General features: G+C 50.1%; 14 protein-coding genes. 4 read left to right on the top strand and 10 right to left on the bottom strand.

Features of this window, described 5'->3' with window-relative positions; genetic code table 11:
- Position 1: 1 nt before the first annotated feature.
- Complete coding sequence (locus NNL38_RS22195) at positions 2-1,165, top strand: ABC transporter permease (protein ID WP_255391036.1); 1,164 nt, start codon at positions 2-4, stop codon at positions 1,163-1,165.
- Complete coding sequence (locus NNL38_RS22200) at positions 1,162-2,343, top strand: ABC transporter permease (protein ID WP_255391037.1); 1,182 nt, start codon at positions 1,162-1,164, stop codon at positions 2,341-2,343. Before NNL38_RS22195 ends, NNL38_RS22200 begins: the two co-directional genes overlap by 4 nt.
- Before the next feature lie 64 nt (positions 2,344-2,407).
- Here NNL38_RS22200 and NNL38_RS22205 read toward each other — a convergent pair whose 3' ends face one another.
- The 6 genes from NNL38_RS22205 to ovoA form a co-directional block, all read right to left on the bottom strand.
- Complete coding sequence (locus NNL38_RS22205) at positions 2,408-2,893, bottom strand: CreA family protein (RefSeq protein ID WP_255391038.1); 486 nt, start codon at positions 2,891-2,893, stop codon at positions 2,408-2,410.
- A gap of 107 nt (positions 2,894-3,000) precedes the next feature.
- A complete protein-coding gene (locus NNL38_RS22210) occupies positions 3,001-4,056 on the bottom strand; it encodes a hypothetical protein (protein ID WP_255391039.1) in 1,056 nt (351 codons plus the stop codon).
- Between the two features lie 16 nt (positions 4,057-4,072).
- Entirely contained in the window at positions 4,073-4,528 is a 456-nt protein-coding gene (locus NNL38_RS22215) for an META domain-containing protein (protein ID WP_255391040.1), read from the bottom strand.
- 86 nt (positions 4,529-4,614) lie between these two features.
- Positions 4,615-4,956 carry a hypothetical protein gene (locus tag NNL38_RS22220; protein WP_255391041.1) on the bottom strand — a complete coding sequence of 114 codons (342 nt, stop codon included), beginning with the start codon at positions 4,954-4,956 and terminating at the stop codon, positions 4,615-4,617.
- Between the two features lie 179 nt (positions 4,957-5,135).
- Positions 5,136-5,453 carry a DUF1289 domain-containing protein gene (locus NNL38_RS22225; protein WP_255391042.1) on the bottom strand — a complete coding sequence of 106 codons (318 nt, stop codon included), beginning with the start codon at positions 5,451-5,453 and terminating at the stop codon, positions 5,136-5,138.
- A 64-nt stretch (positions 5,454-5,517) separates the two neighbouring features.
- Positions 5,518-7,632 carry a 5-histidylcysteine sulfoxide synthase gene (ovoA, locus tag NNL38_RS22230; RefSeq protein ID WP_255391043.1) on the bottom strand — a complete coding sequence of 705 codons (2,115 nt, stop codon included), beginning with the start codon at positions 7,630-7,632 and terminating at the stop codon, positions 5,518-5,520.
- A 207-nt stretch (positions 7,633-7,839) separates the two neighbouring features.
- Here ovoA and NNL38_RS22235 point away from each other — a divergent pair, with 207 nt between their 5' ends.
- Positions 7,840-8,370, top strand: a complete 531-nt coding sequence (locus NNL38_RS22235; RefSeq protein WP_255391044.1) for a hypothetical protein — start codon at positions 7,840-7,842, stop codon at positions 8,368-8,370.
- A gap of 52 nt (positions 8,371-8,422) precedes the next feature.
- Here NNL38_RS22235 and NNL38_RS22240 read toward each other — a convergent pair whose 3' ends face one another.
- From NNL38_RS22240 to NNL38_RS22255, 4 genes are all read right to left on the bottom strand, one after another.
- Positions 8,423-8,731, bottom strand: a complete 309-nt coding sequence (locus tag NNL38_RS22240) for a DUF4198 domain-containing protein (RefSeq protein WP_255391045.1) — start codon at positions 8,729-8,731, stop codon at positions 8,423-8,425.
- A gap of 630 nt (positions 8,732-9,361) precedes the next feature.
- Entirely contained in the window at positions 9,362-9,901 is a 540-nt protein-coding gene (locus tag NNL38_RS22245; protein WP_255391046.1) for a GNAT family N-acetyltransferase, read from the bottom strand.
- 257 nt (positions 9,902-10,158) lie between these two features.
- Entirely contained in the window at positions 10,159-10,941 is a 783-nt protein-coding gene (locus NNL38_RS22250) for an SRPBCC family protein (protein ID WP_255391047.1), read from the bottom strand.
- 629 nt (positions 10,942-11,570) lie between these two features.
- Complete coding sequence (locus NNL38_RS22255) at positions 11,571-12,179, bottom strand: hypothetical protein (protein ID WP_255391048.1); 609 nt, start codon at positions 12,177-12,179, stop codon at positions 11,571-11,573.
- A gap of 567 nt (positions 12,180-12,746) precedes the next feature.
- Between NNL38_RS22255 and NNL38_RS22260 the strand changes: the two genes are divergently transcribed.
- On the top strand, positions 12,747-13,955 hold the full coding sequence (locus tag NNL38_RS22260; RefSeq protein WP_255391049.1) for a NupC/NupG family nucleoside CNT transporter: 1,209 nt from the start codon (positions 12,747-12,749) through the stop codon (positions 13,953-13,955).
- Positions 13,956-14,032: the final 77 nt, after the last annotated feature.

Below are 14,032 nucleotides of genomic sequence, written 5' to 3' on the forward strand. Positions count from 1 at the left end.
GATGATGCACTTATCTCAAAGCTTACGTCGTGAATGGCAGGTGCTGGCCGCCGACGGTTGGCTCAAAGCGCTGCTGAGCTGGGTGCCGCCGCTGCTGTTTCTGTCGGTCTGGGCGGTCTTTTCCGCCGGGATCGCCCGGGATTTGCCAATCGGGGTGGTTGACTTGGATCAGAGCCGGCTGTCACGCCAGGCCGTGCGCTACTACGATGCCAGCCCGGCACTGGCGGTGGCCCGCGCTTTTCCATCGGTTGAGCAGGGCAGTGCAGCTTTGCGCAGCGGTGACATTTATGCACTGGTGGTGTTGGCGCCGCAGTTGGAAAAGCAGGCTTTGCTGGGACATACGCCGGAGATCACTACGTTTTATAACAGCCAGTTCATTCTGATCGCCAAGCTGGTGAAGTCTGCCATGATGCAGGCACAAGGCACATTAAACGCCCAGCTCGATACACTGATGAATCTGGCGGAAGGGAATGCGGTGTTGAGCCAGGCACTCGGGAAAGCGGTGCCGATCCGCACCCAGATCACGCCGCTTTATAACAGCAACAATCACTATGGCCAATTTCTGGTCGCGGGGGCTGTACCGGCGATGTGGCAGATCCTGATGGTGATCACCACGATCATGGTGCTGGCCGCGCATGATCGTCAGCAATCGTTGCAAACCTGGTTAAAACCAGCACCGTGCAGGCGCTTACTCGGAAAACTGCTGCCTTACACCATGATCCTGTGGATGCACGGCTTGCTGTTTTTGGTTGCGCTGTACGGTGTACTGGGCTGGCCGATGCACGGGAGCTGGCTGGTACTGGGGGGAGCGCAGCTGCTGACGGTGCTGGCCTGTCAGGGTGTTGGTGCCTTGCTGTATCTGGCGACCCTGGATACGACCCGGGCCATGAGCCTGGCGGCGGGATTTACTGCGCCGGCCTTTGCGTTTGTCGGGGTGACGTTTCCGGCCACCGATATGCCGCTGCTGGCGCAGGTTTGGCGCTCGGCGTTGCCGGTGACCCACTACCTGGATGTGCAGTTGCATCAGGTGAACCACGGTCAGCACTTGAGTGAAGCGACACCACAGTTGCTGGCGTTGGCTGCCTTCCTGCTGCTGCTTGGTCTGGCCGTGTTGAAGGCCAGGAAGCTGGCCGCAGGTTCAAATCGGCAGGAGGGGGTAGCATGAGCTGGCGGGAATTGATTCAACAGGAGCTGAAAGCGATCTTCACCAACCCGTCGATCTTGTTTACGGTGTTTGGCGGGGTGCTGATTTACTCGTTTCTTTATCCCTTGCCTTATACCAATCAGCTGCCGCGGGAGCAGCAGGTGGCGGTGGTGAATCTGGATCAGAGCCAGCTCAGCCGCGAGCTGGAGCGAATGGTGGATGCGACGCCCCAGGTGGCGTTGACGCACCGTGCCGCCGGGATGGCCGAAGCTAAAGCCATGATGAATCGCGGACAGGTCCAGGGGTTATTGGTGATCCCCGAATCCTTTGCCCGGGATTTGCTGCTGGGCAAATCACCGACTTTGGCTTTTGCTGGTGATGCAGCATACTTTCTGGTTTATGGCACTGTGGTGGAAGGGTTGGCGCAAGCTGCCGACACACTCGGGGCACAGGCGAAAGTGGTGCGGATGGTGATGTCTGGTGAGAATATCGCGCTGGCAGCGCAGCAGCACACGCCGATCCACCTGAATCTACAACCGGTGTTTAATCCCGCAATGGGGTACATCGACTACATTGTCCCGGCAGTTTTTGTCCTGGTCCTGCACCAGACGTTGTTGATCGCGGTATCGCTGCTAGGCTGTGGCCAGCGGACGCTAGCGCCGGCGGCGGGTCAGCGAAACTACTGGCAACTGGCGCCGGCCTGGCAATTAGTACTGGTACGCGCTCTGATCTTCGTGGTGATCTATTTGCCGTTGGTGATGTATTACTTTGGCTTTAGTTTTACCTATTACCACATCAGCCGTCTGGCGACGGTCTCTGATCTGCTGGCGATGACGCTGCCGTTTTTGTTGGCGGTGATAGGCTTCGGGATGATCCTCGGTCATCTCTTACCTCGCCGTGAGCTGGCGATCGTTGTCGTGCTCTTGAGCTCGATCCCACTGATTTTTTCGCTTGGCTTTATCTGGCCGTCGTCGATGATTCCGGTGCCGATCCAGAGCCTGGTTCAGCTGATCCCGGCCACGCCGGCGGTGAATGCGTTTTTGCGCTTAAACCAGATGGGGGCCGAGTTCCATCAGGTTTTGCATCTGTGGTTACAGTTGTGGGGGCAAGCGATAGTCTATGGCGGTATCGCCTGGTTGCTGCAGCGCCGTAGCAGGCAACGGGGTATGCCGCCGCAGGTTCCAGCCGGATCGAGTTAAGCTAACCAAGAAGCGCCTGATTTCAGGCGCTTCTTGGTATCGGTTAGCCAGTGGCTGGCTTGTATTACTGCTCGGCTTGTTCTTTGGCAGTTAGCGCCGTCCAGGCTTCAGAGCCATACAGCGGGACTGTTGAGAGCGAGTGTTTGTAGCTGCCCTGGGTTTCCTTGGTGGAGTAGGAGAGGTACATCAGGGTTTTGCTCTTTTCATCGTAGATACGGCGAATTTTCAGGGTCTTGAAGAGGAAACTTTTCGAAGCTCTGAAAATAACTTCACCGTTGATGGAGCGGTCAACATTGTCCATCATCGGCATGGTGATCGGGCCGGTCTGGCGGCATGAAATTCCCATGTCGGACGGATCGGCAAAATCGAGGTCGGCCTTCACATGGCTGATATGGCAGGTGACGCCGTCAACTTCCGGATCGTTGAAGGTCTGGATTTTGATATCTTTGGTGGTAAACAGACCGAGGCTGACATCGCCCACTTCATCGTCAGAGCAACCGGAAAGCAGCGCGGCCGCCAGTAAGCCAGTGATCAGTGGCAGTTTTTTCATTGTAATTCTCCCTATCGGGCTTGGGCCGGATGAAGGGTCCATAATACCAAGCTGATTGATTTAACCAATGAATATTCGATGATTTTTTCGGATAAATACCGATGGCGTCAGTGTTTGTGACTTTCCGACTGAAGCTCCTGCCCGAGCTGCCAGAGTTTTTCTGCTTTTGTTCCAAGTAGCCAAAAACTGAGGGCAAGAATGGCGAAGAAAATGGTTTTATGCATCGACTCCCAAAAGTATTCGAAGAAACGGGTATAGAGATTGATGAGCAGGAAGGTGATGCCAAAGCTCCGGCATAGGGGGCTGTCAAACCGAATGCCGATGTAGAGCACGCCTAAGCAGATCAGCCCGGCGAGGATGGACCAGGGTAGCAGGGTGACTTGCGGGATATCCGCCCATACGGTGGCATCAGCGTAATTACCGAAGATCGACAGCAGCCATAGGGCGCTCAGCAGGTAGAGCAGGCCGACAAACAGGGTGGGCTCGCTCAGGTACTGATAACGAGCCTGTCGCTTGGCAAATTGGCTCACGATAAGCACAGCGATCCCGACGAAAATAAACCGCAGCGCCTGATTCATGCCGAGGAAATACCCCTCAGGGCTCGCCAGATCGTGGGTTTGAACTACTTCCCAGGCCCCGAAGCTGATCAGGGCGAACAGCCAGATCAGAATGGAGCTCAGGCGAATCCCGAGGATACCGTAGACCAGGGTGAGCAGCAATAAGAGCTGGGCATCATACCGATAGCCAATCCAGCTGGTTTCTCTCAGGAAGGCAGCGGTTACCGCGGTCATGAACACCCCGAAGAAGAAGGTCGCCTCATTGCTGATATTCTTTTCGGGGTATTGCGCCCGTCGCCGCGTGCCGAGAATATAGCAAGTCGCTGCGATGATTGCGCTGAGCAGTGCCAGGACACTGGCTGGGGTATCGATGATTTGTGCGAGCAGGGCAAGCAGGTAGTCATCAGCGAGCAGCACACCGACGGCAATGATCAGGCTGGAAATCGCAATCCAGAAGGAGTAAACGGCCAACAGGCGCCAGTCAAAGCCCACGATCTGGTAGCTTTGGCGCAGCTGCTGGGCCTGCTCGGGGGTGATCTGGGCGCTTTTTTCCCAGGCATCAATGGCAGAATGGAGAACCCTGGCTTTGCGTTTACTCAGTTTCATGCCGTGCCCCCGGAGGTTACTGTGGCGTATCGGGTACGGAGAGCTCACCCGGGGTAAAAGTCAGGATATGCTGCTCGGATGTCAGCGTCAGGATGTTATTTTCCAGCGCAATACTGTTCCACTTTTGCAGCGATTTGGTCATGGTCGATTCGATCGTCGCCAGTTCGTTCTGGATACAGGCCATTTTGGTGGTGCCCATTGCGGTGATCCGGAATTTACTTTTCTCGGTGAGCTCGACCTGGCCGAAGAAGCGATTACAGCCGCTGAAACCGGCTACTTTGAGGTTGGTATCGATTTGCATGCCCGGCGGGTTTCGAGGCTCGGTGATCGCGATGTCTTTGCCGTCAATTTTGCTCAGCACCCAGCTGTCTTGCAGATCACTGACGGTAAAGCCGGCCGTGACCTCTTCTTCGCACCCGAACAAAGCCGCTGTACAGATGAGCCCTGTCCACAGCCAAGGTTTGATAGGCATTGGTTCTTCTCCCCGATACAGCCTTATCTGCTAATCATAGCTTATCTGATTGACCGCCAGGTTGCGCTGATAAGACAGCGAGCAGCTTAAATATTGCCACGTCCGAAGTAGTTCACCTCTCCCGGGCGCTGGTGGAAGCTGTCGTCTTTATCTGCACTGGATTCATACGCCTGGAGTGCTTGCTGGGCCTGGCAGTAACTTTCGTTTTCCGCAAATGCTTCCCTAGTTGTGTCAATGGCCCGTTCGGCTAAACGGCGCATATTGGGATCGGCCTGATGGTTGCTGAAGATAGCTTGCTGGCGCGCCAGAAGCCGGCTGACCGTTTCCATACACAGCTTTTCATTGTCCGGCAATACGTTTACCGGCACGGCTGATGCCAGCGGCGTCAGCAGGAGGATAATTGGAGCCAGACGAGAAAGTTTATGCATTTGGTTCAGTATGTGATGGGAGACCAGTCGATTATAGGGTTTGAAAAGAGAAACTCAAGCCAGACATAGAAATGCTGATACGACATCCTATGCGACTGATATTCCGATTGATTAAGTTGAGCCGGTAATGAGTTCAGCCGGGCTGCGTTCAGCTGAGCTGGATTCAGCCGGGCTGTGCTTTAATGGTCGCGCAGGGGAAGTTGCGACAGGCAGGCTCGGCACAGGCAAGTGGTGCTTTTGGTGTCGAGACCGGAGGTATCCCTGCGGCTGATCTCAAAGCACCAGCAGCTGGACTTGCCCGCACTGATATCACAAAAGGCCGGTTTACCGCATTGAGTGCAGGTGTGGGTTGACTGTGTGCCGCGGATCTCGTCAATGGTTTGGGCTTGCTTGTCGTTATCCATATGGCGCCACTCAGTGATTTCGACCATGGTACGAAAACAGCCGCTGCAGATGCCTTCGTTGTTTTTACATTTTGCGACACAAGGTGTTTTCACGAAATGATGCTCTGTACTGCCGTTGGGGGCAGTACAGTAGCATTATGTGACAGCATAGCCAAGATTAGCGTTTGCGCCAGATCGTCATCTCAGACAGGCTGTGCTGGAACTTGCGCTTGGTTTCGCGGATCACAAATGGGATCTCTTTGACTGCAACCAGTTCAAAGTGTGGGATCAGGGTTTCTGTCAGGCCGTCCAGCGTAGTGAAGTTTTCACCATTGACCTTGATTCCGCCGAGCCATTTGGCTTTATCTGTATATTCTTCTAGCCAGGTATAAGGCGAAGCCACAACCAAATAGCCGCCGTGGTTGATCCGCTGGTGGATCGAGGCGAGGAATTGTTTCGGATCGTTGAGGCGATCAATCAGGTTTGAGGCATAGACTAAATCATACCCGCTGAACTGCGGTTTGAGATTACAGGCGTCGCCCTGCACGAAATTGATTCGGTTGGCGATACCAGCATAGCCAAGTGCATCCAGAGTAATACTTTTGAACTCAACCAAATCCCCTTCAGTACGAATGGTGTAGCGTTTTTCGCCTTGCTCCGTCAGGCTGTAGGCCTGCTGAATAAAGCGCGCTGAGAAATCAATTGCATCCACGTGTTCAAAGTGTCTGGCAAGCTCAAAGGAAGCACGACCGACCGAGCAGCCGATATCCAGTGCTTTGGCCTGATGGGTGAGCTGAATTTCCTGCAGGCACTGCTTTACGCCATTGAGGCAGAAGTTGGGGACTGAGAAATACTCGTCTCCGTAATGAAATTCGAGATACTGAGAAATTAGCTCGTCGGTTTCATAGATATTGAGCGTCGTCATAGTTTCCGGGTTCTGACTGGATTCAACATAACGGAAGCCAGCGTGCTGATAGAAGTGACGACGAAATGCATAGCGGGACGATTTGAGCGACTCGTTGCCGGTGGAGATCCAGGAGCCGCCTTTGATCAGGTTGTGCTTGCCATCAAAGGTTGGGGTTGAGAAGTCATCATAGAGCGGGTGCACCGCAAAGCCCTGAAAGCCGTCGATACAAGTTTCAGTCCATTGCCAGACATTGCCGACAATATCGTAAAACCCGCCATGCTCAAAGCGATCAACCGGGCAGGAGGAAGCGTGCCAGGCCAGTTCGATATTTCCAGGGGGCTCCTGCCAGGCCGGGGAATCCTCTTCGATACATTGGCGCAGTACATACCATTCTGCTTCGGTCAGTAAGCGGATACTGGATTGCTTTTGTTCAGCTTTCCAGTTGCAAAAAGCTTTCGCTTCGAGCTGATTGACTTCCACCGGCCAGTTCAGCGGCAGGGGCACTTCCTCTGTTAAGTTACGCTGTAACCATTGCCCGTTCCGACAGCGCCAAAAACGCGGCATGGTCGCCTGGGTATAGGCCAGCCAGGCTTTGCCTTCGTCATTCCAGTAACGGGGCTGACGGTAGCCGTCATCTTTGACAAATACCATAAACTCATGATTGGACACCAAATATTTTGATGCTTTGAAATCGTCGACCTGAAAGCGCTGCTCGCCATATTCATTGTCCCAGCCGTAAGTCGGGGCGGATTCTGGTTTACCCAGGGTAATGGTGTCGCCACCGACAGACAGCAGTTGGTTTTCAGCGGGGATCCCGTAGTCCTGACAGGGTTGCCAGTCCGGATGGGGGCTCACATCACTGAGAGGAAGCTGACGAATGATGACCGATGAAGTCTCGAGATGAATTCGCTCATGTTCAATCCCCATGAGGATCACCCAGGCCGGATCGTCTGCGGTAATGGGCAGCTTGAGCGTCATGGTGTCGATAAAGCGGTTTACCAGCGACGCGACTTGTTTGCGGTAGGCTTTGACGTCAGCAACCGCCGGCCAGTCATAATGCCTGCTATCAAGATCGTCCCAGGACATTTCGTCCACGCCGATGGCAAACATGGACTCGAAATGTTCATGAATCCGTTGATCGATGTATTTACCAAGTTTTAACTTGTTGATATAGAAGACGGCTGTGTGACCGTAATAAAAAATAAGCGGATGGCGTAGAGGTTCAGGTTTACTGTAGTAAGCCGCTTCATTGTTGATTACTTCAAAAAGGGATTCGTACAGACGCCAGGTGTAGTTAAAGGCATCTTTTAGCTCCTGACGTTTGAGATCCGCTCTGTCTCCGGTCAACCACAGCGTACGTGTTGCTTTGATGAGTTGGTTATCCATTGCACACTTTCCTCCTGAAACAGACCATTTAAACGTAGCCATAAAGGAAATAGTTCACCAAAAAAATATGTTGCTTTGTTGATAGTTAGGTAAAAACAGACAGAGAGATCGATCTACAACCGGCGAGAGTGGGGGGAGAAACCGACGATTCCAACGGGATTGACCATACTATGAATTCAAATCGACAGCCCTGAAGAGGAGTTTGAGATGCGAAGGTGGCGTGTGCCGGTGTGGATCTTTGTTGCGACCGGGTTGGTGCTGAACATTATCTCGGCATTGTTGACCAACTTTTCTATCGATAATATAAATCGAGAGGCTAATGCAATTCTTCAGCAGCAGGAGAGTCACGAGAAGTTAATTGAACTGACATGGCAGCAGGTCGAGACGATTGAAAGAAAACGTGAGTTGATCTTGTTATTGGTGTCGTTATCAGAAGGGAATGAACAACCGCTTCCTCAAACAGTGAAAGAGCAAGTTGTTACAGAGGTACATGACTGGCTAAATATCAACATATCAAATTTGTCGACGGTTGACGTTCCGGCAATCATGCAGGGGATGAATGACAACCAGCGTGAATACCGAAATAAAATCAACCAGCTCTATATTCAGAATTTAGCATTGACCCAGTCTCATGAAAACAAGATGAATTCAATTTCAAGATTGAGAAATTTGGCGCTGTTTTTACAGATTCTTGGTCTGGCTTTCTTGTTGGTTCGGGATCTTAACAGGAGCTCTTAGTTGAATCGCTCTCGACAAGAAAAAGCCCTGCAGAGCAGGGCTTGAAAGAGAGTTAACGGTTAGTAGAGTGGAAAGCGAAACGGCTTGACTCACGACCGCTTTCTGTTTTGGCTTTATATTTAACAGAGCGAGATTGCTCAATAGTCAATGGGATAAAGACCCGACCGTTTTCATCGGTTTGATAGGTTTTTTTCTGTTGTGGAACGTTGGCAACAGAAACAGATGCATTCGCTGCGGGCTGGCCGTTTTCAGTCACAGTGACCCATGCCCCGTTATGCGTATCTGCAACCCGGATATCCGCCAGGGCTGAAGTTGACATAAGAATGGCAGCAGTAGCAGTAAGTACTTTTAAGCTAGACATATTCTTCACCTCGTGAGTCTGCGGCTATAGCCTTGTTGTTATATGTGCATTGATGTACCCATTCGCCATATAAGACCAGCCGTCAGTATAAATATTACAAACTAAATAGTGATTTTTTTATTTTTATTTTCTATCAGTACGTTATGGCCAGAATAAATATAGAGAGCTCAAACGGAGGATATTCGGTCAGCTTACTTTGGTAAAAACGACTTTCCATCCTTGCTCACTAATTTCAGTATAGCGTCAACCAAAAAAAGTATGTGTAATTTTGATTAATTTGTCAGATAACACTTTGTTTCATGTTGTGTTATCTTGTTCACATTCTGTTCATATAAATAATGCGGGTGAGAATATTTGATAATAAATAGACAAAAGTGATTACTAAACTGTATAGAAGGGTTATCGCCAATAATCATCTTCATCTTATTTTTTCAATGAAATTGCACTCAGATACGATATTATTATGTATGATTTATGAATGCGAAAAATGATTACACAGCAGAGTCGGACGCGTCACAGATACTGTTCTCATAACCAACTAATATTTTAATCGGTAGTGTATTACAAATGAGAATAAAAGCACCATGATACCTGAGCATTGACTGATCGGTGCTTGCCAAAAGGGAATGTTCAGGCTTCTACATGAGCTTTGAGTTCATAATATTCGAGATCTTCGGTCATCATATGGGCTCGAGTCGCATCGGGTTTGGTCTTGATATGATCCATGCCGATCTTTTTCAGGATCCTTCCGGGAGCTGGGTCGCGACGAAAGTGTTGGCCGTAGATCACATCCAGCTCCAAGCGCTTAAATCCGAACACTGCTATGCGCTTGGCTGCTTCGGTGCAATACCCTTGCCCCCAAAACGGCACACCCAGCCAGTAACCGAGTTGCGCGCGCCGTTCACAGATATTGTGTAAGCCAACACAGCCAATTAACTGGTAGTCCATTTTAAGGGTGATGGCATAAATCGCGGATTGCCCACTCTGCCAACCGGCCAGGTGTTTGCCAATCCACTGTCCGGCCATGCCGTCTGTGTATGGGTGAGGAATGTTAATGGTGCCGTTTGCAACCTGCTCATGGCCGGCGAGCCGCTGGACTTTCGGTGCATCTGAGAGCTGGAAGGGCCTTAGGATGAGTCGTTCAGTGGTCAGCAGTGGTTGGTGTCTCATGGATGATCCTCGTTTGATAGCTTACATCGAGCCGATGTAAATCGCTTTTATTAAATCTTTTTCATATCGGAGATGCAATCGGTAAGATTAAAGTTATGCTCAATCGCAGCGATGCTGTATATGTGCGGCCAATCATAGGTGGGGGAATTGACAATATCATGTCACCGAAGAAAGCAACGGTGAGTCAAAGGCGCGTCTTCAGGTGATGGTGTTTTTCCAGGGGATTCGGAACTGGCCAATATCTGACCCTCGGACGGCTAAGGGCTCCTTTGCTGCCAAGTGGATTCGCCATACACGGCAACATTCGACAGGGCTTTCCTGATGTTGTTTTCCAACAGAAGTTTGATTAACCACCCGGTGCCGCGAACGCTCGGGGAGAATTTGATGCGATAGTGAACCAAGCTTTTATTGGCGCTCAGGCTTTCAAAGCGGACCCATCCGCCGTGCTCATTGACCGGCGCACCTTGGATAATTTTATAGTGTAGGTGCTCATTTTCTTTGTAATCAATGATTTGCTCTTGAAAACGGAAAGGGCCGGTGCTGACTTCTCTCACGGCACCAATGCCGTTGATTTCGGGCTTCCCCTGTTTGATGAGTGAATAGTCGGCACTGAAGAACCGTCCGAGATTGTCGTGATCGGAGAGCAATTGAAACAGGAATGTTTTTGGGACATCAACTGCTTGTTCTAACGCTATGCTATGAATAGACATTCGGTCAGCCTCACGTTGAGTTGTAAAAAATATGTTAACAGTGTGAGTGGGTGAGTCAATCACAATTTGGTCTCTATTTTGCGACATCCATGCCGATAAAGTCAGTGGTTTTCCCAATGTTCTGCTGCTCTCAATGCTGTCCCTATACCCTGGGGTTGGATGCGACAACTCTTTTGTGATGGACTTTTTATGCAGGAAAAACAGATTGTTACTGTTGTGGAGCATTGGCGTAGCAGAGAGCGGGTTATCATGCTGGAAAACTGCTTCTGGAAGTGGAAAAACATGATCTGGGTCAAAAAAATAATTTAAAATAATGGTTGCAAAATGCATCTGAGGCTCTTATATTGATTTTGGTTGATGTGAATAAGATGGTGATAAGTCATTAGAAAAGTGGATTGCCTTAGTCCGTTAAATAAGGTGCAGTACGATTCCCATCTTAAGCGATCTCCAGCCCTTAATCCCTGAGCTTTCCATTGAGTTTTTTCACTCCGGTGAGTGCTCTGTTGAAAAGTCTATTTCCAGGGTATGTGACACTGAACTGTTATTTAACTGTCATAAGGATGTCATCTCCAGTTAGGTATAGTTCAGTTGATTGAAGAGTAAGACGGTATTAAAAATCGAAATATCAACCTTACTCGTTTTGGAAAAATGAGAGGTAAATATGACTAATAACAGAAACCGCAGACAATGGTTTTACCACCAATCGCAAACAACAAATGCGAAAGGTAAGTCGAAGTAGTCACTTCAGAGAAAACATTAAGCTAATGATTTTAAAGTAAATATTTAGTAACAGATTTGCCAGAAGCACATCAGTTGTGTCTCCGTGTTTCTGGCTCAAATATCTTCTTTGAATCCAATCCAGAATATTCAGTTTTTCAGATTTCATTATTTATAAAATAATTGGCAAACGTTTGCTTTTATTTCTGAATGGTTCGATAGAGCGATCCCGTGATCAATTATTACTGATAAATTTTGCCACCGACTGATATCTCTTTCGGAAATTGGGTGACAGGCGCCCCCCCTAAATAGACATTTCCCTTCACTACCAGATATTGAGGTAACTCGGAGATTGCTGTGTTCGCCAAATACAGATCGCCCCCGACATATAAGTAGGGAGGTAGTTGTGTAATTTTGGTCCCCATCAGGCTTAAATCCCCCGGAACCTGTAACCCATTGTTAAGTGACGTTATCTCTGAGTGAGCCAGGTTAATGTAACCTTGAACAACCAGTTGCAATGGCAGCTTTTTGATCTTGCTGTAGGCGAGGTTCAGGTTGCCTTCAACCGTCAGTTTCCGGGGTAAATACTCAATATTGCTGTACTCCAGGTTCATGTTTCCCTGGACAACGAGAGGATCTGGCAGCTTGAGATGCTTGGCATTTCTAAGAAACAGGTTGCCATAGCTATCAAGATAGTTGAGTAGTTTTCGTTCTGAAATATATTGATTGGCCTGGGAGGCTGGAGAGAGAAGTAGGGCTGTGACCAGCAGAAAAAAAGTCATGCCCAGCCGCTGCGGCGTGGCTTGCCGCGCCAAACGCATGCCTGATAACTGGCTGGTTGCTTTGGACATCAAAAATTCCCGGATGATAACTCTTGGTTCATTATGCCTGGGTGCGGCAATGAGTCAATCTTCAGCTAAGTTTGTGATGAATCAAGGATCTATTGAGTTGTTCTTGATAACCCGCAGCAGGCCATCTGAGTTTTGATTTTATGAACTGGGCTGAGTCGAGCAAAATGCCTTAACATCGCGCAGGAGCAGCTTTCCCAAGGGGGCTGCTGATTTTCTATCCAAAGAAGCACCGATCACAAAAATATCAGTCTTTGGGGTTGTTAATGTGAGCTATATCTCTATATACTCCGCTTCCGGCCAGAACCCTTAAGTTCAGCCACCTTAGTTACAAGCTGTCACCATGGAAATGTGAACGACCCACGGAGTTGGACCGGCGTTACTTTAGCTTGTTATCAAGGTGACTTGTATGTTGTACATGTGGGCGGAAAACACGTCATTGACTGAACGTTATTGTTCAGCTCCTTCCTATTTTGCTTTTTCCCCGAAAGCGTTCGCTCCTTTGTTGCAACAGGCAGTAAAACCTTCATATTTCGGCTTTTCATTTATTCGAAGCAACAGGACGAAATAATGCAGTTGTTCATTAGTTTGGCTGGTATCCTAGTACTGGTCGCATGCGCTTGCGCGTTATCTGAAAATCGCAAAGCCATCAACTGGCGTACGGTCGGTGGAGCCTTGTTCTTACAAGCCAGCTTTGCCGCGCTGGTGTTGTACATACCGGTCGGACAGATGATGCTGGGCGCGATGAGTAGTGGTGTCGCCAGCATCTTGGGGTTTGCCGACGAAGGGATCAAGTTCCTGTTTGGTGATCTCGCTAATTCCGGCTTTATCTTTGCTGTTCGTGTCCTTCCTCTCGTGATTTTCATTAGTGCTCTGATCTCTCTTCTTTATTACCTGGGCGTCATGCAATGGGTTATCAAAGTGATTGGCGGCGGGATCCAAAAAGCACTGGGGATCAGCCGCGCCGAGTCTCTGGTGGCAACGGGGAATATCTTCCTGTCTCAGGGCGAGTCGCCATTGTTGGTCAAACCGTTTCTGTCCCGGATGACCCGCTCAGAATTGTTTGCCGTAATGACCGGTGGAATGGCCTCGGTTGCCGGTAGTGTGCTGGGTGGCTACGCTGGCCTGGGGGTTGATCTGAAGTACCTGATTGCCGCCAGCTTCATGGCTGCCCCGGGCAGCCTGCTGATGGCGAAGATCCTTGTACCAGAGCAAGGCAAGCCGATGGAGCAGACCGATATTGAAATGGCGACAAGCGATCACAGCAATGCCATCGATGCGCTGGCTGCCGGTGCCATGAACGGGATGCGGGTTGCGGTTGCGATTGGGACCATGCTGATTGCATTTATCAGTGTGATTGCGATGGCCAATGCCGGGCTGGAAATGGTCGGGGAGTGGTTTGGCATGCAGAGCCTGACGATGCAAAGCATTCTGGGTTACCTGTTCTCGCCGCTGGCTTTTATTATCGGAGTACCGGCGACTGAAATGCTGCAGGCGGGCGCGTTTATCGGCCAGAAACTGATCCTGAACGAGTTCGTGGCTTTCTTGGATTTCGTCAATATCAAAGATACCCTGTCTCAGAACAGCCAGGTGATTATTACTTTCGCGCTATGCGGATTTGCGAATATCGGCTCGATTGCGATTCAGCTGGGCTCAATTGGTGTGATGGCACCAGAGCGTCGCAGTGATGTTGCAGGCTTGGGCTTTAAAGCAGTACTGGCTGCAACGCTGGCGAATCTGATGAGTGCTGCACTGGCCGGGATCTTCGTGATGCTATAAGGCTGTTGCATGGGTTACAGGCAACAAACACAAAAACCGCCAGTGGTTGGCGGTTTTTTATTTCAGCTGGTGGATGC

The sequence above is a fragment of the Photobacterium atrarenae genome (assembly GCF_024380015.1).
Taxonomy (GTDB): domain Bacteria; phylum Pseudomonadota; class Gammaproteobacteria; order Enterobacterales; family Vibrionaceae; genus Photobacterium; species Photobacterium atrarenae.

What these genes read in the sequence shown, in the direction of transcription:
- NNL38_RS22255 (WP_255391048.1), bottom strand. Translation starts at nt 12,179, where the DNA reads ATGTCCAAAGCAACCAGCCAGTTATCAGGCATGCGTTTGGCGCGGCAA.
- NNL38_RS22210 (WP_255391039.1), bottom strand. Translation starts at nt 4,056, where the DNA reads ATGAAACTGAGTAAACGCAAAGCCAGGGTTCTCCATTCTGCCATTGAT.
- NNL38_RS22215 (WP_255391040.1), bottom strand. Translation starts at nt 4,528, where the DNA reads ATGCCTATCAAACCTTGGCTGTGGACAGGGCTCATCTGTACAGCGGCT.
- NNL38_RS22195 (WP_255391036.1), top strand. Translation starts at nt 2, where the DNA reads ATGATGCACTTATCTCAAAGCTTACGTCGTGAATGGCAGGTGCTGGCC.
- NNL38_RS22235 (WP_255391044.1), top strand. Translation starts at nt 7,840, where the DNA reads ATGCGAAGGTGGCGTGTGCCGGTGTGGATCTTTGTTGCGACCGGGTTG.
- ovoA (WP_255391043.1), bottom strand. Translation starts at nt 7,632, where the DNA reads ATGGATAACCAACTCATCAAAGCAACACGTACGCTGTGGTTGACCGGA.
- NNL38_RS22220 (WP_255391041.1), bottom strand. Translation starts at nt 4,956, where the DNA reads ATGCATAAACTTTCTCGTCTGGCTCCAATTATCCTCCTGCTGACGCCG.
- NNL38_RS22250 (WP_255391047.1), bottom strand. Translation starts at nt 10,941, where the DNA reads ATGCATTTTGCAACCATTATTTTAAATTATTTTTTTGACCCAGATCAT.
- NNL38_RS22260 (WP_255391049.1), top strand. Translation starts at nt 12,747, where the DNA reads ATGCAGTTGTTCATTAGTTTGGCTGGTATCCTAGTACTGGTCGCATGC.
- NNL38_RS22240 (WP_255391045.1), bottom strand. Translation starts at nt 8,731, where the DNA reads ATGTCTAGCTTAAAAGTACTTACTGCTACTGCTGCCATTCTTATGTCA.
- NNL38_RS22245 (WP_255391046.1), bottom strand. Translation starts at nt 9,901, where the DNA reads ATGAGACACCAACCACTGCTGACCACTGAACGACTCATCCTAAGGCCC.
- NNL38_RS22205 (WP_255391038.1), bottom strand. Translation starts at nt 2,893, where the DNA reads ATGAAAAAACTGCCACTGATCACTGGCTTACTGGCGGCCGCGCTGCTT.
- NNL38_RS22200 (WP_255391037.1), top strand. Translation starts at nt 1,162, where the DNA reads ATGAGCTGGCGGGAATTGATTCAACAGGAGCTGAAAGCGATCTTCACC.